This is a genomic window from Bradyrhizobium sp. B025, from assembly GCF_042257955.1.
GTDB lineage: Bacteria > Pseudomonadota > Alphaproteobacteria > Rhizobiales > Xanthobacteraceae > Bradyrhizobium > Bradyrhizobium diazoefficiens.
Window position 1 is genome coordinate 3936976 of sequence record NZ_CP170150.1, and the last position, 17815, is coordinate 3954790.

Here is a 17815-nt window from a genome sequence, read left to right on the forward strand (position 1 = left end):
CGCGACCCGCGACAGACCGGTCAGGACAACGTAGTTTGAGGCCGGTAACGCGAGGCAAGAGACCGCATGTCGTCCTATTCTGATGACCTCCACCAGGCGGCGCTCGCCTATCATCGTCTGCCGCGCCCCGGCAAGCTCGAGATCCAGGCGACCAAGCCGCTTGCCAACCAGCGCGACCTCGCGCTTGCCTATTCTCCGGGCGTTGCGGCTGCCTGCACCGAGATCGCCAAGAACCCGGCCGAGGCGGCGACGCTGACCACCCGCGCCAACCTGGTCGCCGTGGTCTCGAACGGCACCGCGGTGCTCGGCCTCGGTAATATCGGCCCGCTGGCCTCCAAGCCCGTGATGGAGGGCAAGGCGGTCCTGTTCAAGAAGTTTGCCGGCATCGACGTGTTCGATATCGAGATCGCCGCCGACACCATCGACCGGGTGGTCGAGACCGTGGCGGCGCTCGAGCCGACTTTCGGCGGCATCAATCTCGAGGACATCCGCGGGCCGGAGTGCTTCGAGATCGAGGCGCGGCTGAAGGAGCGCATGAAGATCCCGGTCTTCCATGACGACCAGCACGGCACCGCGATCATCGTCGCCGCCGCCATCACCAACGGCCTCAGGCTGAACGGCAAGAAGCTGTCGGACGTCAAGATCGTGGCGTCAGGGGCAGGTGCTGCCGCGATTGCGACGCTCAATCTTCTGGTGTCGATGGGCGCGCAGCGCAAGAACATCTGGGTCTGCGACATCGACGGCCTCGTGCATGAGGGCCGCAACACCTCGATGGACCGCTGGAAGGCGGTCTATGCGCAGAAGACCGACAAGCGCACGCTCGCCGACGTCATCGGCGGCGCGGACATCTTCATCGGGCTGTCGGCACCGGGCGTCCTCAAGCCTGAGATGGCCAAGGCGATGGGCGACAAGCCGCTCATCATGGCGCTCGCCAATCCGACGCCCGAAATCATGCCGGAGGAAGCGCGGAAGGTGCGCCCCGACGCCATGATCTGCACCGGCCGCTCGGACTATCCGAACCAGGTCAACAACGTCCTGTGCTTTCCCTTCATCTTCCGCGGCGCGCTCGACGTCGGTGCCAGCGCCATCAACGAGGAGATGAAGCACGCCGCCGTCGAAGCCATCGCGCAGCTCGCGCGCGAGGCGCCGTCGGATGCGGTGGCGCAAGGGGTCGACACCGGCGAGATGGGAGGCTTCGGTCCGGGCTCGCTGATTCCGAGCCCGTTCGATCCACGGCTGATCCTGCGCGTGGCGCCGGCGGTCGCGAAGGCCGCGATCGAGTCGGGCGTCGCGACGCGCCCCATCACCAATTTCGACGAATATGCCGCGCAGCTCATGCGCTTCGCCTTCCGCTCCGGCCTCGTGATGAAGCCGATGTTCGCCAAGGCCAAGACCCAGCCGGTGCGCGTGATCTATGCCGAAGGCGAGGACGAGCGCGTGCTGCGCGCCACGCAAGTGGTGCTGGAGGAGAAGCTGGCCACGCCGATCCTGGTCGGTCGTCCGTCCGTGGTGGAGGCGCGCATCAAGCGCTTCGGCCTGTCGATCAAGGCCGGCAAGGATTTCGACCTCGTCAACCCCGAGGACGATCCGCGCTACCGATCCTACGTGCAGTCCTATGTCGAGGTCGCCGGCCGCCGCGGCGTGACGCCGGATGCGGCGCGCACGGTGGTACGCACCAACAACACGGTCATCGCCGCGCTCGCGGTGACGCGCGGGGAGGCGGATGCGATGCTCTGCGGCGTCGAGGGCCGCTACATGAGCCATCTGCGCCATGTCCGCGAGATCGTCGGCTTCTCGGCAGGGATCAGCGACTATGCGGCGCTGGCGCTGCTGATCACCAGCAAGGGCGCGTTCTTCATCGCCGATACGCAGGTTCGCCCCAACCCCAGCGCGGAAGAACTCGCCGAGATCGCCTCGCTCGCGGCGGTCCACGTCCAGCGCTTCAACATCAAGCCGAAGATCGCCTTCGTCTCGCATTCCGATTTCGGCAGCTACGACACCGAGTCCTCGCGCAAGATGCGCCGGGCGACCCAGCTCCTGAAGGAGAAGCATCCGGAGATCGAGGCCGACGGCGAGATGCAGGGCGACACGGCACTTTCGGCCGCTGCGCGCAAGATGGTGCTGCCGCACTCCAACCTCGAGGGCGAGGCCAACATCATGATCATGCCGACGCTCGACACCGCCAACGTCGCCTATCAGATGATCAAGTCGCTCGCGGATGCACTGCCCGTCGGCCCGATCCTGATCGGCCCGGCGCGCCCGGCGCATATCCTCACCCCCTCGGTGACCGCGCGCGGCATCCTCAACATGACTGCGGTCGCAGTCGTGGAAGCGCAGGAGCGCGCGGCGCGGCAGCAGCCGACGTTGTTTACCTGAGGCGGGACCTCTTCGCCTCTCCCCGCTTGCGGGGAGAGGCCGGATCGCATCGTCAGATGCGATCCGGGTGAGGGGGACTCTCCGCGAGTCCAATTCTCACCGCCCCCGTGGAGGCTCCCCTCACCCCAACCCTCTCAGCGCGAGCGAAGCTCGTCGCGGCCCCGCATCCGCCTTCGCCAAGGCTTCGGCGGACAAGAGCGGGGCGAGGGAGCGCACCTCCGGCGCATCCGCCCTTCAATCTTTTCAAAACAGTTCTCCATTTCCCCGTTTGTAAACCGGCCAACGACTCTTCATAATCGCTCAGGACTTTCGTCCAAGTTCCGATCTTAGAAAGCCTGAGCCAAGAGGCCGATCATGCCAGCGTTCGTGACTTTCGGGCGAATTCTGTTCGCCGTGCTGTTCATCTACACGGGCGCGACGAAACTGTTCGCCATCCAGGCGACCGCCGATTTCATTGCCACCAAGGTCGTGGTGCCTGACATCATCGCGCCTTACGCCAAGCAGATCGAGACGGCGACCGCCATGACGACGCCGCAGCTGCTGGCGATCGCGGTCGGCGCGCTCGAGATCATCGCCGGCTTGATGATCGCGCTGAACTTCGGGGCGCGGTTCTTCGCCATGCTGCTGATCGTCTACGTCGCGGTCGCAACCGTGCTGTTCTACGACTTCTGGAATCTGGCGGCGCCCGACAACGCAAAGATGCTGGTCGATGCGCTGAAGAATCTCTCGATCATCGGTGCGCTCTGCATGATCATCGGCTATGGCCGCGCCACGCGGCCGGTCGAGGCGGCTTACGGGGACGTGTAGGGCGTTTTTGCAGGGAGCGTTGTTGCAGTGCACCTACGCCCGACGCCACGGTGTCACCGTGACGTCATGCGCCGCGTCGAGCACATAGGGCGCGTCCGGCTTCATCCCGTGTGACGCCAGCACCTCGTGCGGGGTCCGCTCGGGCACGCCGACAAAACAACCTTCGCCGCCGGGCAGGCGCAGATGCGGGGCTTCCGACAGCCAGAACGTGTCGTAACGGTCCATGAACATGTCGAACACGACGGGACCGCCGATGATCGCGACCATGCCGGAGGCGACATCGGCGAAGGCGCAGGCCTCCTCGAAGCTCGCGTGATCCGGATTCCACAATGTCGCGTTCGGCATCTCCGGATCGACGGTGAGGGCCTTGATCTTGCGGGTCGTGATCAGCCGCTTGCGCTTCGGAGAGTTCGGCTGCTGCTCATGTGAGTGCCGGCCGTGCACGATCAGCGCGGCGCGATCGAGCGCCTGCTCGAAGAACAGCTTGTCGCCTTCGAACTTCAGGCTGTCAGGCATGACATGGCTCGCGTCGGCGAGCATGCCGTCCGCGGAGACGATGACGTAGCCTTCGATACAGAAAGACAATTGCCGGCTATTCCGAAACGGTCGTCACCACGGAATTGACCGGGCGCTGGCTCACCGTCGGCAGCTTGACGTCCTTGAGCAGCTCCTGGTCGTATTCGGGCAGCGAAGACGCCGGGAACTTGGCGCGCATCGCCACCACCTTGTAGCCGCCTGCCTTTAGGCGCTTGAGGAGCTCGGGCAGGGCTTCTGCCGTATGCTTCTGGAAGTCGTGCATCAGGACGATGCCCTTGCCCTTGCTGTCGAGCTTCTTCATCACCGTCTCGATCACCTTCTCGGGCTTCGAGGCCTTGAAGTCGAACGAGTCGATGTCGCAGGAGAAGATCGCCGTGTTGCGGTTGCCGAGATAGGTGACCATCTCCGGCGGATGCTGGAGTGCCGGGAAGCGGAAGAACGGCGAGGGCGAGATGCCGCCGAGCGCCCATTTCACCGCCGACAGGCCCTTCTCGATTTCTTCCTTGCGCTGCGCTTCCGTGAGCTTCTTGTTGTTGAGATTGGCGTGCGACCAGGTGTGGGTGCCGACGGTGTGGCCGGCAGCGTAGACCTGCTTCAGGATTTCCGGCTCATAGGTCGCGTGCTTGCCGATCGAGAAGAAGATGCCGGTGGTGCATTCATCGGCGAGCGCCTTCAGCACGGCGGGCGTGTTCTTCGGCCAGGGGCCGTCGTCGAAGGTCAACACCACCTCCTTGTCGCGCAGGAAGTCGAGCTCCTTGAAGTGCTCGAAGCCGAAGCCTGGACCGCCTGTCGTGTCGATCTCGACGGTGCGGGCGACCCCGAGCGCGTCGGGTGTGTTGCAGGCCGCGCGTGCGGGCTGCGGCGCCTGCTTGGGCGGCGGCGGATTGACGAAGCCCGCTGGCGCGGCGGCCGCTGCAGGAGCCGGTGCTGCCGCTGGAGCAGCCGGCGTCGCGGCCGGTGCGGCACCCGTTGCGGCGGCGGGCTTCGCGGCCGGGGCCTGCGACCATGCCGCGCCGGTCATGCCTAAAGACATCGCGCTTGCCAAAATCAGTCCTGCCGCCACACGCATGGTGTTGTCCTCGAGATTGATCCCGTTGTTCCGCCGTGACTTTTCGCCTCCGGCAAAACCATCCTGCCCCAAACGATCTTAGCCTAGATGGTGGGCCATCGCCATTGCAACGGCTGTTTGGCATCCCGCCACAATTGTGCCCAACCGGATGGGGCGCGTTGCATCAAGTGTCGGCCAGCGTCTTGGCAATCGCCGTCTTGATTCGCGTATCGGTCGGCTCGATGGCGGAGGCAAATACCTCGGCGATATAGCCGTCACGCCCGATCAGGTATTTGTGGAAGTTCCAACGCGGAACATCCTTCGGGCGCGCGTCGGCCGCCCATTTGTAGAACGGATGCGCCCTCGCGCCGATCACTGTGGCCTTGGCCGCGATCGGGAAGGTAACGCCGTATTGGTGGTGCGCGGTCTCCGTGATCTCGCTCGTTCCGCCCGGCTCCTGGCCGCCGAAATCGTTGGAGGGCACGCCGATCACGGTGAGCCCGCGCTCGCGAAACTCGCTCCAGAGCTCTTGCAGCCCCGCGTATTGGGGCGTGTAGCCGCAGAGCGAGGCGGTGTTGACCACCAGCAGCGGTTTGCCGGTGAAAGCGGCGAGGCGGATGTCGTCGCCGGACAACGCGGGAAAGGAGAAGGCGTAGGCCGAGATCCGGCTCATGCCGCCATCGGCGACCGCGCGCGTCACCGGAGCGACGGCGCCTGCAAGCGCCGCGATGAGCATGGTCCTTCGGTTCATCATGACGGCGTCCCCCGAAACGATCCGGGATGCATGTTACTCCGCCGCTGCGATCGGCCTCGTCAACACCGCGTTATCGGGAGCGGCGAAGCGCCTGGAGCCATTTCCGTTCCGATGGATCGGGCGCTCGAAAACGCTCTAGTAGAGCCGGACGATGAAATCAGTGCCTTCGCCGGTTTCGCCCTGGTTGATGCCCTGGTCGGAGACGATGACCGAGCCGCCCGAGGTCAGCATCTCGTTGATCTTCGCCATGGTGTCGGCGGGGATCGCGATGCGGTCGAGCGCCTCAGCCGGGTTGTCCGGCGTGACCACCGGCTTTGCGGCGACGGGGATCACGGCGGCGCCACGCTGGCGGCGCGTCACGCGGCTGTCATCCTCGCGCGCGGCGGCGCGAGCGGAGACGGGCAGCGACACCACCGACCAATGCAATGCATTGGCGTCGGTCTTGTCGACTTCGGCGGTGAAGACGTGCGTGCCGAGCGGCCGGTCGCTCGCGGCGATCGTAACCGGCACCTCGAACAGCGGCGCGAAATTCTGCCGCACGTAGAGCTTGGAATCCTTGCGACTGATGAAGACGGCGATCTGGCCGGCCCGCTTGGGCGCTTCCGGCTTCGCCGCAGGCGCAGGATCGGCAACGCGGCTCTCGTCCTTCTTGGCGTCCGGCGCGGGTGCCGTAGCCGTCACGGCGGCATCAGGCTTCCTTGCGGCGTCGGCCGCGTCAGTCTTGACGGGCTCGGACTTGACGGCCTCGACCTTGTCGGCGGGCCTGTCGTCGGAGGCCGTGGTCGCTTTGGGTGCCTCGGCGGAATCGGTCGGCTTCGCATCGGCGTTTGCCGGCCTGGCCGCGTCAGACGCTTCGGCGGTTTTCGTTGCGTCAAGCTTGTCGGCCGGTGCGGCCGCTTCCGCGCGGGCCGGCGCATTGCCCGTCGTCATGTCCGACATCACGGTGTGGCCGACCGACGAGCGCAGCTCGAGCACGCTCTCGGCGCTGGCGGTCTTGGTCTCGGGCGGTTTGGCTTCAGTGACCTTGGCTGGTGCGCCCTTGTCGGCCTTGTCGCCGATGTTGGTCTGAGGCTCGACGCTGGCCGCGGGCTGCGGCGGCACGCGCACGGAGGCGAGCAGCGGGTGCTGGAAGCTGTGCGGCGTCATCTCGCCGGGCGAGACGATGACGCGTGCACCCATCTTGGTCCAATTCCACATCTTCACCGCGAACGCCATCGGCATGCGGATGCAGCCATGCGAGGCCGGATAACCCGGCAGCACGCCGGCATGCATGGCGACACCGGACCAGGTGATCCGCTGCATGTACGGCATCGGCGCGCCGCTATAGATGTTGGAGTGGTGGAATTTGTGCTTCTGGATGACGCTGAACACACCCATCGGCGTCGAGTGGCCCTTCATGCCTGTCGACACCGGGGATTCCGCGAACACGCCGTTGGTGTCGTAGACCGTCACCTTCTGCCGGTCGATCGAGACGACGATGACGAGCGGCCCTTGCGGCTTGGTGCCGACTTCCTTCTCGGCAACCGCGTCCTTCTTGCCGGCCGCGCCGCGCTTCTGCGGCTTCTGGCGCGGGACTTCGAGATGCCGATCCTGACGGGAGGCGTAGGACCCGTCGGAATAATCCGTCCAGTAGTAAAATGCTGCGTCCGCCTGGCTTGCCGTACCGATCGCACCAGCCGTCGCCAAAATGGCGACCTGCCACAGCCGCGCCGGCTTGGCAGAAGAACCGGACCCCTTCACGCTATTCATCCTCGAATCCATAATCCAAATCAGACATTAGTCTCGTAGAGGGGATACGCGTTCACCGGCAAGGCAGTTCTGCCATCAGCTACATTTGTCCGAGACGTAGCAAAAAAGCCTCACGGAGCGGTAAACGGCGGCCGCTCCTCGCGGCCAGTCGCCTTCCTGTCTGGCTGTCTCATCCCTACATTGCGGGTACTTGTTACCGGAGAACTTCATGTCATCTCGTTTCCCCGGTCTTTCCGGCATCCGCTTGAAAGGCCTTGCTTTATTCCTCCTGGCTCTGGTCGTGCCGGTGGCTTCCGCCCAGGCTGCCGACGAGCCGGATCTGATCTTCCGCCGCTCGACCGTCTTCAAATGGGTCAGCCCGAATGACAAGCTCGCGACCTACGGCCTCGATGATCCCGAGGTGGAAGGTGTCGCCTGTCATTTCACCGTGCCGGAGAAGGGTGGTTTCAAGGGCTGGCTCGGCCTTGCCGAGGAGGTCTCGGACATCTCGCTCGCCTGCCGCCAGGTCGGGCCCATCAAGTTCAAGGACAAGATGGAACAAGGCGACGACATGTTCCGCAGGCGACGCTCGCTGTTCTTCAAGAAGATGCAGATCGTGCGTGGCTGCGACGCCAAGCGCAACGTGCTGGTCTACATGGTCTATTCGGACAAGCTGATCGAGGGCTCGCCGAAGAACTCGACCTCGACCGTGCCGATCATGCCGTGGGGACCGGCGGACGCCAACGTCCAGAAGTGCGGCGAATTCTTCACTCAGTGACGCCGTTTGCGTTCACTCAGTGACGCGTTTGCGTTCACTCGGTGACGACAGCACGGCTGACGCGCGGTTTTGCGAGATGCGAGCCGGTCAGCCGCACGAACATCTGCGGCGCGGCCTCAAAGCCGCGGCTCGATTGCAGCGCCATTTCGCTCGTCGAAGTGACGGGGCCGCGAACAGGTCGTTGATCTCCGCGGTCCGTCCGCTGCTCCGCTTCGCGCGTCGTTGCGCGTTTTCCCGCCATCATGATGGCCATCCCTCACGTGATCGCGCCCGGTGATCCGGGCGTCTCGGTTTCGATGGCTTGGGTCGCAGCCGAAGCGCCCCCGGTTCGACAGGGCCCAACCTTCGTTTGGCTTCTCTTCAGCAGAAAAACGTAAAATGCGTATGAAGCGTGCAAGGCGCGCGCGTGACAGCGCGCCCCCGGCGCATGTTCGTGCTGGAACAAGGACTTGCCGGGTTACGTTGAGTTGCGGCGCAACCTGACTGAAATGATTGGCATTTTCCGAGAATTGTTTCGTCGCATCGGACCGGACGAAACAATTCTCACGGAGATGAAACCATTTTCCGCCTTTGGCGCATCACGCGCGAAACCACCCATGGTTATCAGCTTCACAACGACGGCGGTGCACCGCCGGCGACATTGAGGGACAAGACCATGCGCGCGCTCAGCTTCATCCTTGCTTTCGGTTTTGTCCTCGCCGGTTCCTCGTTCGCAGGCGCGCCAGACGGCAATCTGCCGGGCATCGGCACCTTCCAGTACAGCGGCTCGCCGGTCATTACCCCGTCGCCGCAGCCGATCGTGGTCGCCGCGCGCTTCTGATCGCCAACAAGAAAATCAGCCGTTAAAGGCCATCATGAATCTTCGCATTTGCGCCGCAGCGCTCATTTCCCTTCTCACGATCAGTTCCGTCCAGGCGCAAGTGCGCTCTCCCTCCAGATTGCCTGATCCCCGCACCGAGTTCGTGCGGCAGTGCGCGCCACGCATGCTCGGGCGCTGGGAGCATCCGGAGGAAGTCTGCGGCTGTCTGCATGACCATGCCGCCGCGGTCGTCGAGGACCGCGATCTGCGCGAGGCGCTGCTGCGCGGCATCAGCGAGACCGGCGTTCCGACGATCGAGACCGATTGGGTGCCGACGTCCAAGCAGGGCGAGATCGGCCCGACCTTCACCAAGATCGCCAAGCCCACCTTGCAGTGCATGTTCGATCCGGCGAAGTAGCCTCTCCGATTATCATTTCGATTTCGGCCCGTGCCGCGGCACGCAGGAACTCGTTTGCGCGATCCCCTTGTCGGTCATCTTCGCGCCGCGGACCTCCTTGACCTGTCCGGCCGGGCAGGTTCCGTCATCCACCAGCACGCGCTGGCCAAGTTTCAGATCCACGATGTCCTGCTCGCGCCCGACGGTGCCTGCGCGCGCCGTCGAGGCAAGCGCGATGACGATCAGGAGCGAGAGGCAGGCTGCGCGGCGGAGTGACATGATGAGGGCTCCCGGAATCGATGCCGCAATGTAGGGAGCGGTCGCCGATTCTGATAGCAAAGCTTCGTCACGCACGCCGGGCCGATCTGCCCTTCACGCGCAACGCGGCACGCGATTCCCGCGCGAGCCGTTCCGCGGATGCCACGAGCTTCGGAACCGCATGCCCGGAAAATCCCAGCACGAAGCCGGGCAGGGGACGTGTGCGCGAATAGGTGTCGGCCAACAGCCAGCCTTCGGCGCCGGCGGCCAGCTTCGCCTCGGCCGCGACCGATAGATCGACCGACGGATCGAACCTTGCGACAAGATGCAGGCCCTGCGAGGGGACCGGTACGGACAGCACACCGTCGGATCTGGCCTCCAGCGTCTCAGCCAGCGCGTCGCGAGCCTCGCGATAGAGCTTTCGCACCCGCTTCAGGTTCGCCGCAAAGGCGCCGGAGTTGAGCATGTCGGCCACCGCGCCTTCCATCAGCGTGCCGGGAAAGCGGTCGAGCGCGGTGCGCGCGGCTGTCACGTCGGCGATCAGGCGCTCGGGCAGGGCGCAATAGCCGATGCGCAGGCCCGGAAACAGCGTCTTGGCGAACGTGCCCATGTAGATCACGCGCTGGAGATGATCGATGCCGGCAAGCGACATCAGCGGCGCGCCGTCATAGCGGAACTCGCTGTCGTAATCGTCCTCCAGCACGAAGGCGCCGGCCTGCTTGGCCCAGTCGAGCAGTTCGAGCCGGCGCGGCATCGACATCTGCACGCCCAGCGGAAACTGGTGCGACGGCGTCACATAGGCCGCGCGCGCGGACGGTGCCGACGTGCGGCCCTTGGCGATGCGCATCCCGTGCTCGTCGACGGGGACGGGCACGGCGCGATAGCCGCAATGCGCGATGGTCTTGCGCGCGGCGGGGTAACCTGGGTCCTCGCACCAGACCTGGTCGCCCGCCTTCAGGATCGCACTCAGCACGATGCGCAGGGCGTGCAGCGTGCCCGACGTGAGCATGATCTGGTCGGGATCGCAGCGCAGGCCGCGCGCCGACAATAGATGATCGGCGATCGCCGCCCGCAGCTCGCGGCTGCCGCGGGGATCGCCATAATGAAGATGCTCGGACCCGAACGCGCGCATGCGCCGGCCGACAAAGGCGCGGAAGCGCTGCACGGCGCGTTCGTCGATATGGGTGCAGCCGAGCGAGAACGCGCCTTGCTGCGGTGCTTCGACGATCACCTTCGGCTTCTTAGGCTCGGCGGCACGCGCTGGAATCCGCGCGGCGACGAAGGTGCCGGAGCCGACGGTGGCATCGGCAAAGCCGTCGGCGATCAGGCGTTCATAGGCGGTGACGACGGCGTTGCGTCGGAAGCCCGTTTGCTTGGCCAATGTGCGCGACGGCGGCAGCGGCTCGCCAGGCTTGACGAGGCCGGAGACGATCATCTCGCACAGCGCCTGGTAGAGCCTGTGCGCCGCCGATGCGCCGGCGGTGATGTGCGCCCCGGTGAGGTCGAGCGGCAGTTCGGCCTTGGCGGGCGAGGGCGAATTGGTCGGAATTTTTTGCATGGAATTGGCACTATCGCAGACCAAATCGGCCGCTACAACTGCCCTGGAACTGTTCCATTCACGACAGGAGCGGCCGTGAGCCAGACCGAGACTTCAAATTCCTATCCGACCTCAGCGCGCAACCAGGTGAAGCGCCGTCACGACCGCGGCTTCTACGATCACGACACGGTTCATCGCATCCTGGATTCCTCGATGCTCTGTCATGTCGCCTATGTCATCGACGGCCAGCCCTATTGCACGCCGACCTTCTTCTGGCGCGAGGGGACGAAGCTCTATTGGCACGGCTCGCGCGCCAGCCGCATGCTGCGCAACCAGACCAGGGGCGAGCGCGTGTGTCTCACCGTCGCCCATCTCGACAGCCTCGTGCTGGCGCGCTGTGGCTTCAACCACTCCGCCGACTATCGCGCGGTGATGGCGTTCGGCACCGCCTATCTCGTCACCGACCCCGAGGAGAAGGAGCGGGCGGTGATCGCCATGGTCGACCGATTTTTCCCGGACCGCACCGCGAGCCTGCGGGCGAGCAACACGCAGGAGATCAAGGCGACCTCCTTCATCGCCATGGAGATCGAGGAGGCCTCGGCAAAAATCCGCGCCAAGGGTGTTGCGGACGACGACGAGGACTATGCGTTGCCGATCTACGCCGAGCGCATTCCCGTGCGCACCGTGCTCGGCGCTCCGGAGCCGTGTCCGCGCCTGCTGGAGGGTGTGACGCGCCCGGCGACGCTCGATGGCTATTCGGAAGGCCGCCTGCTCGAAGATGCATTGCGGGATGCATATTTTGTGGAGTACCCGAACGGCTGAAATCGGCTAGCTTGCGCGCTCCTTGGGACCATTCGAATGCCTGGAGTTGCCTGATGAATGCCGAAACGCAGCAGAGGATTGTTGACGCCGTCGATGCCGGCTTCGAAGCCCAGCTTGCGACCACCCGTGATTTCGTTGCGATCCCCTCGATCCGCGGGGCCGAGGGGCCGTGCCAGGACATGATCGGCGACCTCCTGCGCGCGCGCGGCTACGAGGTCGACGACTGGCACATCAATGTCGACGATTTGAAGGATCTGCGCGGCTTCGGTCCGATCGAGCATGATTTTTCCAAGGCGCGCTCGGTGGTGGGCACCTACCGTCCACAAACGGGCGGCGGCAAATCGCTGATCCTCCAGGGCCACTGCGACGTGGTGCCGGCAGGCCCGCTGGAATTGTGGGACACCCCGCCATTCTCGCCCGTCATCAAGGACGGCAAGATGTTCGGCCGCGGCGCCTGCGACATGAAGTCGGGCACGATCGGCGCGCTCTATGCACTCGATGCCATCAAGGCCGCGGGCCTCAAGCCGACGGGGCGGATCCACTTCCAGTCCGTCATCGAGGAGGAGAGCACCGGTGTTGGCGCGCTCTCGACGCTCCAGCGCGGATACCGCGCGGACGCCTGCTTCATCCCGGAGCCGACCGGCGGCAAGATGGTGCGCTCGCAGGTCGGCGTGATCTGGTTTCGCCTGCGCGTGAAGGGCCATCCGACCCATGTCGCGTTCGCCGGCTCCGGCTCCAATGCGATCATGGCGGCCTATCATCTGGTCCATGCGCTGCAAAAGCTCGAGATCGAATGGAACGAGCGGGCCAAGGCCGATCGCCATTTTGGGACGATCAACCATCCCATTAACTTCAACCCCGGCATCATCAAGGGCGGCGACTGGGCCTCCAGCGTCCCGGCCTGGTGCGACGTCGATTGCCGCATCGCGATCCTGCCGGGCTGGTCGGTGGCCGATCACCAGAAGGAGATCATGGCCTGCGTCACTGCTGCCTCGCGCAACCACCGCTTCCTCGCCAACAACCCGCCGGAGGTCGAATGGTCGGGCTTTTTGTCGGAAGGCTATGAGCTGACCGACGCGGTAGCGCCCGAGGCGGCATTCGGCAAGGCCTTCAACAAGGTCTATGGCGGTGCAGTCGAGGACCTCGTCTTCACCGCGCTCACCGACACCCGCTTCTACGGCCTCAATCACGGTATCCCGAGCCTCTGCTTCGGCGCCAGCGGCGGCGAGATGCACGGCTTCAACGAATACGTTGATCTGGAGTCGCTGAAGAAGACGACCAAGGCCATGGCGCTGTTCATCGCGGAGTGGTGCGGGGTGGAGAAGGCGTAGGTCACTCTCCGACGTCATTGCGAACAAAACGTTTGGTCATTCCGGGGCGCCTAAAGGGCGAACCCGGAATCTCGAGATTCCGGGTTCGATGCTTTGCATCGCTCCGGAATGACGAGTGGAGAGGCTAGCGGTGCCCTCATCCAGATACTTTAAGCTTAAAATAAAGACTAGGATGCGGCCGTTCCCGGTGGCAGACTGGCGGCCGCCTTGAGTCCGCCGAGGGAGTAACGATGCGCGATTGGGACGACGCTTACGCCAATTCGGCCCATATCCCGGGCTCAGACAAGATGCCGGCGCAGTGGGCGGAGCGGGCGGCGGCCTACCGCGCCGGGCTGAAGGAGTTTCGCGCCGACATCGCCTATGGCGCCGGTGAACGCCAGCGCTTCGACCTGGTCCTGCCCGACGGCGACAGCAAGGGCCTCGTCGTCTTCGTCCATGGCGGCTACTGGATGCGCTTCGACAAGTCGGCGTGGACCGATCTTGCCGAAGGCGCGCGGCACCAGGGCTGGACCGTGGCGCTGCCGAGCTACACGCTGACGCCGGCTGCGCGCGTCTCCGACATCACCGCTGAGATCACCGCCGCGATTGCGACAGCGGCCTCGTTTGTCGCAGGTCCCATCCGCCTTGCCGGCCACTCGGCCGGCGGCCATCTCGTCACGCGCATGCTGTGCGATGACAGCCGGCTGGAGCCCGCCGTCTACAACCGCATTGCCGGCACGCTCTCGATCAGCGGGCTGCACGACTTGCGTCCGCTGCTCAAGACCAAGATGAACGAGACGCTGCGCATGACCATGGAGGAGGCGACGCTCGAAAGCGCGGCGCTGCATCTGCCGCGCGGGCATTCGCCTGTGACCGCCTGGGTCGGCGGCGGCGAGCGGCCCGAATTCATCCGCCAGTCCGATCTACTGGCCAATGTCTGGACCGGCTTCGACGTGCCGACGCGCCTCGTCGTCGAGCCGGCGCTGAACCATTTCACCGTGATCGACGGGCTCAAGGATCCGTCGTCGCAGATCACCGCGCGCCTGATCGGCCTCGACTGAGCCGGGCCGGAATGATCGATCGGGAGGGCCAGCCATGACGTCCAGCGATTACGATCCTGCAAGCGAAGGCGCCGAGACCGACTTCTCCCGGCGCATGTCCTATGGCGACTATCTGGCGCTGGATGCGATCCTCGGCGCGCAGCATCCGCTGTCGGAAGCGCATGACGAGATGCTGTTCATCATCCAGCATCAGACCACGGAGCTGTGGATGCGGCTCGCCATTCACGAGCTCAGCGCCGCGCGCCGTGCCATCGCCAGGGACGAGGTGCAGCCCGCGATGAAGATGCTGGCGCGGATGTCGCGCATCTTCGAGCAGCTCAATAACGCCTGGGACGTGCTGCGCACGATGACGCCGAGCGAATACACGCGCTTCCGCTCGCAGCTCGGCCAGTCCTCGGGCTTCCAGTCGCGGCAGTACCGGCTGATCGAATATCTGCTTGGCAACCGCAACCACGCCATGCTGAAGCCGCACGCGCACGATGCCGAGGTGACGAAGGCGCTCGAGGCCGAGCTCGCGACGCCGAGCCTCTATGACGAGGTGCTGCGGCTGGCCGACCGCAACGGACTCACGATGCCGGCGGCGGTACTGTCGCGCGACGTCCGCGAGACCCACAGCTTCAACGAGGGCGTGCTGCAGGCCTGGCGTGTCGTCTATGAAGCGCCGGAGACGCACTGGATGCTGTACGAGCTCGCCGAGAAGCTGGTCGACTTCGAGGACTATTTCCGGCGCTGGCGCTTCAACCACGTGACGACGGTCGAGCGGGTCATCGGCTTCAAGCGCGGCACCGGCGGCACCGGCGGCGTCAGCTATCTCAAGCGCATGCTGGAGGTCGAGCTGTTCCCCGAACTCTGGCGCGTCCGCACCATCCTCTAGAGATGTCCATGACCAAGTCGAAGCTTCGCGTCTATGACGACACCAGGGCGATGTTCCATCTGCCTGACGGCGTGATCTATCTCGACGGCAATTCACTCGGCGCGCTGCCGCTGGGCGTTGCCGAGCGCGTCAGCCGCGTCATCACCACCGAGTGGGGCAACGAGCTGATCCGAGCCTGGAACACCGCGGGCTGGTATGCCCAGCCGCGCCATGTCGGCGATCGCATCGCCCGGCTGATCGGCGCGGAAGCCGGCTCCGTGATGGTCGGCGACACGCTGTCGCTGAAGGTCTACCAGGCGCTTGCGGCCGCGCTCGACATGAGCGCATCGCGCAAGGTCGTCCTGTCCGACACCGGCAATTTCCCGACCGACCTTTACATGGCCGAAGGCCTGATCGCGACGCTCGGGCGCGGGCATCAATTACAACTGGTCGCGCCGGAGGAGATCGAGGCTGCGTTGTCGGAGGAGATCGCGGTCCTCTACATCACCGAGGTCGATTACCGCACCGGCCGCCGCCACGACATGGCGAAGCTGACGGCGAAAGCCCATGCGCTCGGCATCGTCACGGTCTGGGATCTCGCCCATTCGGCCGGCGCACTGCCGGTCGATCTTGCAGGGTCAGGTGCCGATTTCGCCGCGGGGTGCACCTACAAATACATCAACGCCGGCCCCGGCGCGCCAGCCTTCCTTTACGTCGCGCCGCGCCACGCCGACAATGCGCGCGCCGCGCTGTCGGGCTGGATGGGCCACGCAAAGCCGTTCGCGTTTGAACTCGCCTATGTCGCCGCCGGCGGCATCGAGCGCATGCGCGTCGGCACCCCGCCGGTGCTGGCGATGGCGGCGCTGGAGGCTTCGCTCGACATATGGGACCGCGTCGATATCGCCGAGGTCCGCGCGCGCTCGCTGGCACTCGGCGATCTCCTGATCGCGGAAGTCGGGCGCCGCTGTCCGTCCCTAGAGCTGGTGACCCCGCGCGCGCATGAGCGCCGCGGCTCGCAAGTTTCCTTCGCCTTCGATGGCGGCTACGCCGCCATGCAGGCCCTGATCGCCCGCGGCGTCATCGGCGATTTCCGCGCTCCCGACATCATGCGCTTCGGCATCACGCCGCTGTATATCGGCGAGAGCGAAGTGATGAGGGCGGCTGAGATCATCGAGGAGGTGATCGCAGGCGAGGTATGGCGCCGGCCGGAATATCAGGTCGTGAACGCGGTGACGTGAGGACGGTGCCCGCCCATCCGTCATCGCGAGGAGCCCTTGCGACGAAGCAATCCAGGATCCTTCCGCAGAGACGCTCTGGATTGCTTCGCTTCGCTCGCAATGACGAAGGAGAGATCAGGAGCGCTCGCCCCACAGCGCCTGCACGATCGCATCGAGCCCGTCGGTGAGCGCGGCCGGCCCCGGCTGGAGAATGATCGGTGACTTGATCTCGACGATGCGGTTGTCCCGCACGGCCGGAATTTCATCCCACCCCTCGCGCGCGCGGATGCGGGTAGGCACAACCTTCTTGCCGCACCATGATGCGAGGATCACGTCGGGGGCGGCCTGACGCACGTCGTCCGCCGCGACGATACGATCCTTGGCCGCCTGCCGATGCCGTAGCTCCGGAAATACATCCGCCTCAGCTCGGACACCCAGCCGATGCCTGATATCAACGGGTCGTCCCACTCCTCGAAATAGACCTTTGGCTGCGGCGAGGGACGGGGCGTTGCGGCGATCGCGGCGAGACGCAGCTCGAATCCCTGGGCGAGTTCCTGGGCGCGCTTGGCGGCGCCGACCAGCGCGCCCAGCGTCCGGATCATCGCCAGTATTCCCGCAACGTCGCGCTGGTTGAAGACGTGGACGTCGAGCCCGGCGCGCACCAGATCGGCGACGATGCCGGCCTGGAGATCGGAGAAGGCGAGCACGAGATCCGGTTCCAGCGCCAGAACCTTCGGGATGTCCGCCGACACGAAGGCCGATACCCGCGGCTTCTCGCGCCGCACTTGCGGCGGGCGCACGGCGTAGCCGGAGACGCCGACGATGCGGTCCTGCTCGCCGAGCAGATAGAGCGTTTCGACCGTCTCTTCGGTCAGGCAGACGATGCGGCGGGGAGGGAAGTGACGCATGGGAGCAGCATATGCACAAATGCGGGCGCCGATGTCAGCATGGCCATGACCTCGGACGTCATTGCTTTGCCGCGCGAAGCAATTCACGCTGGGACAACAACGAATTGGGAGGAAGTCCGATGACGCCGCTCGAGAAACTTAAAGCGATGAAGATGCCGTTCGCCGAGCTCAAGGGCGTCGAATTCGTCGAGGCCGAGAAGGATCGCGTGGTGGCGCGGATGACCGTCCGCCCCGATCTCTGCACCCTCCACCACACCATCCACGGCGGTGCGGTGATGGCGCTGGCCGATTCCGTCGGCGCGGCGGCGACCGTCATCAACCTGCCCGAGGACGCCAAGGGGACGACCACGCTGGAGAGCAAGACCAATTTCATAGGGGGCGCGAAGGAGGGAACCACGCTCATCGCCACCGCCACCCCCGTCCACCGGGGCCGGCGGACCCAGGTTTGGACCACCCGTTTGGAAACCGAGGACGGCAAGCTGGTCGCGGTGGTGACCCAGACGCAGCTGGTCCTCGTATAACTACGGGCCTTTGATTCTGTTAACGAAATAGTCGCTCCCGATGCCCTTAACTTGGGCAGGTTCCAGTCTTGAAAATTATGGTGCGATGCACAACATAGGGAGCC

General features: G+C 65.1%; 18 protein-coding genes and 1 pseudogene. 11 read left to right on the forward strand and 8 right to left on the reverse strand.

All coding sequences use genetic code 11. From position 1 onward, the window contains the following. Positions 1-66 precede the first annotated feature (66 nt). On the forward strand, positions 67-2376 hold the full coding sequence (locus tag ACE10W_RS18035) for an NADP-dependent malic enzyme (RefSeq protein WP_028171125.1): 2310 nt from the start codon (positions 67-69) through the stop codon (positions 2374-2376). Between the two features lie 354 nt (positions 2377-2730). Continuing rightward, the gene (locus ACE10W_RS18040) at positions 2731-3183 is read left to right on the forward strand and encodes a DoxX family membrane protein (RefSeq protein WP_011086919.1); all 453 of its coding nucleotides are present in this window, start codon (positions 2731-2733) and stop codon (positions 3181-3183) included. Between the two features lie 33 nt (positions 3184-3216). Here the strand turns inward: ACE10W_RS18040 and ACE10W_RS18045 are convergent, their stop codons facing one another. From ACE10W_RS18045 to ACE10W_RS18060, 4 genes are all read right to left on the reverse strand, one after another. Further along, positions 3217-3768 carry a dihydrofolate reductase gene (locus ACE10W_RS18045; RefSeq protein ID WP_028171126.1) on the reverse strand — a complete coding sequence of 184 codons (552 nt, stop codon included), beginning with the start codon at positions 3766-3768 and terminating at the stop codon, positions 3217-3219. 7 nt (positions 3769-3775) lie between these two features. Then, positions 3776-4789 (reverse strand): polysaccharide deacetylase family protein, encoded by a 1014-nt coding sequence (locus ACE10W_RS18050; RefSeq protein WP_161535150.1) that lies wholly within the window; start codon positions 4787-4789, stop codon positions 3776-3778. Positions 4790-4952: 163 nt separating this feature from the next. Then, entirely contained in the window at positions 4953-5522 is a 570-nt protein-coding gene (locus ACE10W_RS18055; RefSeq protein ID WP_028171128.1) for a glutathione peroxidase, read from the reverse strand. A 135-nt stretch (positions 5523-5657) separates the two neighbouring features. Next, a complete protein-coding gene (locus tag ACE10W_RS18060; protein WP_161535148.1) occupies positions 5658-7271 on the reverse strand; it encodes a L,D-transpeptidase family protein in 1614 nt (537 codons plus the stop codon). Between the two features lie 208 nt (positions 7272-7479). On the opposite strand from ACE10W_RS18060, the gene ACE10W_RS18065 reads away from it, so the two are divergent. Next, complete coding sequence (locus tag ACE10W_RS18065; RefSeq protein ID WP_011086924.1) at positions 7480-8028, forward strand: CreA family protein; 549 nt, start codon at positions 7480-7482, stop codon at positions 8026-8028. Positions 8029-8062: 34 nt separating this feature from the next. On the opposite strand, the gene ACE10W_RS18070 is transcribed toward ACE10W_RS18065, so the two are convergent. Beyond that, positions 8063-8272, reverse strand: coding sequence for a hypothetical protein (locus ACE10W_RS18070; RefSeq protein WP_028171130.1), 210 nt, complete (start codon positions 8270-8272; stop codon positions 8063-8065). Positions 8273-8683: 411 nt separating this feature from the next. On the opposite strand from ACE10W_RS18070, the gene ACE10W_RS18075 reads away from it, so the two are divergent. Together ACE10W_RS18075 and ACE10W_RS18080 are read left to right on the forward strand one after the other, a co-directional pair. Continuing rightward, positions 8684-8848, forward strand: a complete 165-nt coding sequence (locus tag ACE10W_RS18075; RefSeq protein ID WP_202633020.1) for a hypothetical protein — start codon at positions 8684-8686, stop codon at positions 8846-8848. 34 nt (positions 8849-8882) lie between these two features. After that, positions 8883-9245 (forward strand): hypothetical protein, encoded by a 363-nt coding sequence (locus ACE10W_RS18080; protein WP_038966792.1) that lies wholly within the window; start codon positions 8883-8885, stop codon positions 9243-9245. Between the two features lie 12 nt (positions 9246-9257). Here ACE10W_RS18080 and ACE10W_RS18085 read toward each other — a convergent pair whose 3' ends face one another. Together ACE10W_RS18085 and ACE10W_RS18090 are read right to left on the reverse strand one after the other, a co-directional pair. Continuing rightward, the gene (locus ACE10W_RS18085) at positions 9258-9503 is read right to left on the reverse strand and encodes a DUF6719 family protein (RefSeq protein ID WP_161535145.1); all 246 of its coding nucleotides are present in this window, start codon (positions 9501-9503) and stop codon (positions 9258-9260) included. A gap of 67 nt (positions 9504-9570) precedes the next feature. Further along, positions 9571-11040 (reverse strand): PLP-dependent aminotransferase family protein, encoded by a 1470-nt coding sequence (locus ACE10W_RS18090; protein WP_161535144.1) that lies wholly within the window; start codon positions 11038-11040, stop codon positions 9571-9573. Between the two features lie 75 nt (positions 11041-11115). On the opposite strand from ACE10W_RS18090, the gene ACE10W_RS18095 reads away from it, so the two are divergent. From ACE10W_RS18095 to kynU, 5 genes are all read left to right on the forward strand, one after another. Then, positions 11116-11841: a pyridoxamine 5'-phosphate oxidase family protein gene (locus tag ACE10W_RS18095; RefSeq protein ID WP_271556802.1), complete on the forward strand. Its 726-nt coding sequence runs from the start codon at positions 11116-11118 to the stop codon at positions 11839-11841. A 53-nt stretch (positions 11842-11894) separates the two neighbouring features. Further along, a complete protein-coding gene (locus ACE10W_RS18100) occupies positions 11895-13172 on the forward strand; it encodes an ArgE/DapE family deacylase (protein WP_271556803.1) in 1278 nt (425 codons plus the stop codon). Between the two features lie 230 nt (positions 13173-13402). Beyond that, positions 13403-14212 carry an alpha/beta hydrolase gene (locus ACE10W_RS18105; RefSeq protein WP_271556804.1) on the forward strand — a complete coding sequence of 270 codons (810 nt, stop codon included), beginning with the start codon at positions 13403-13405 and terminating at the stop codon, positions 14210-14212. Positions 14213-14246: 34 nt separating this feature from the next. Next, positions 14247-15086, forward strand: coding sequence for a tryptophan 2,3-dioxygenase (kynA, locus tag ACE10W_RS18110; RefSeq protein ID WP_271556805.1), 840 nt, complete (start codon positions 14247-14249; stop codon positions 15084-15086). Positions 15087-15088: 2 nt separating this feature from the next. Beyond that, entirely contained in the window at positions 15089-16303 is a 1215-nt protein-coding gene (gene kynU / locus ACE10W_RS18115) for a kynureninase (RefSeq protein WP_271556806.1), read from the forward strand. A gap of 114 nt (positions 16304-16417) precedes the next feature. Here kynU and ACE10W_RS18120 read toward each other — a convergent pair. Then, positions 16418-17190: pseudogene (locus ACE10W_RS18120) on the reverse strand (cobalamin-binding protein). Between the two features lie 119 nt (positions 17191-17309). On the opposite strand from ACE10W_RS18120, the gene ACE10W_RS18125 reads away from it, so the two are divergent. After that, entirely contained in the window at positions 17310-17711 is a 402-nt protein-coding gene (locus ACE10W_RS18125; protein WP_038966793.1) for a PaaI family thioesterase, read from the forward strand. The last annotated feature ends 104 nt before the right edge of the window (positions 17712-17815 follow it).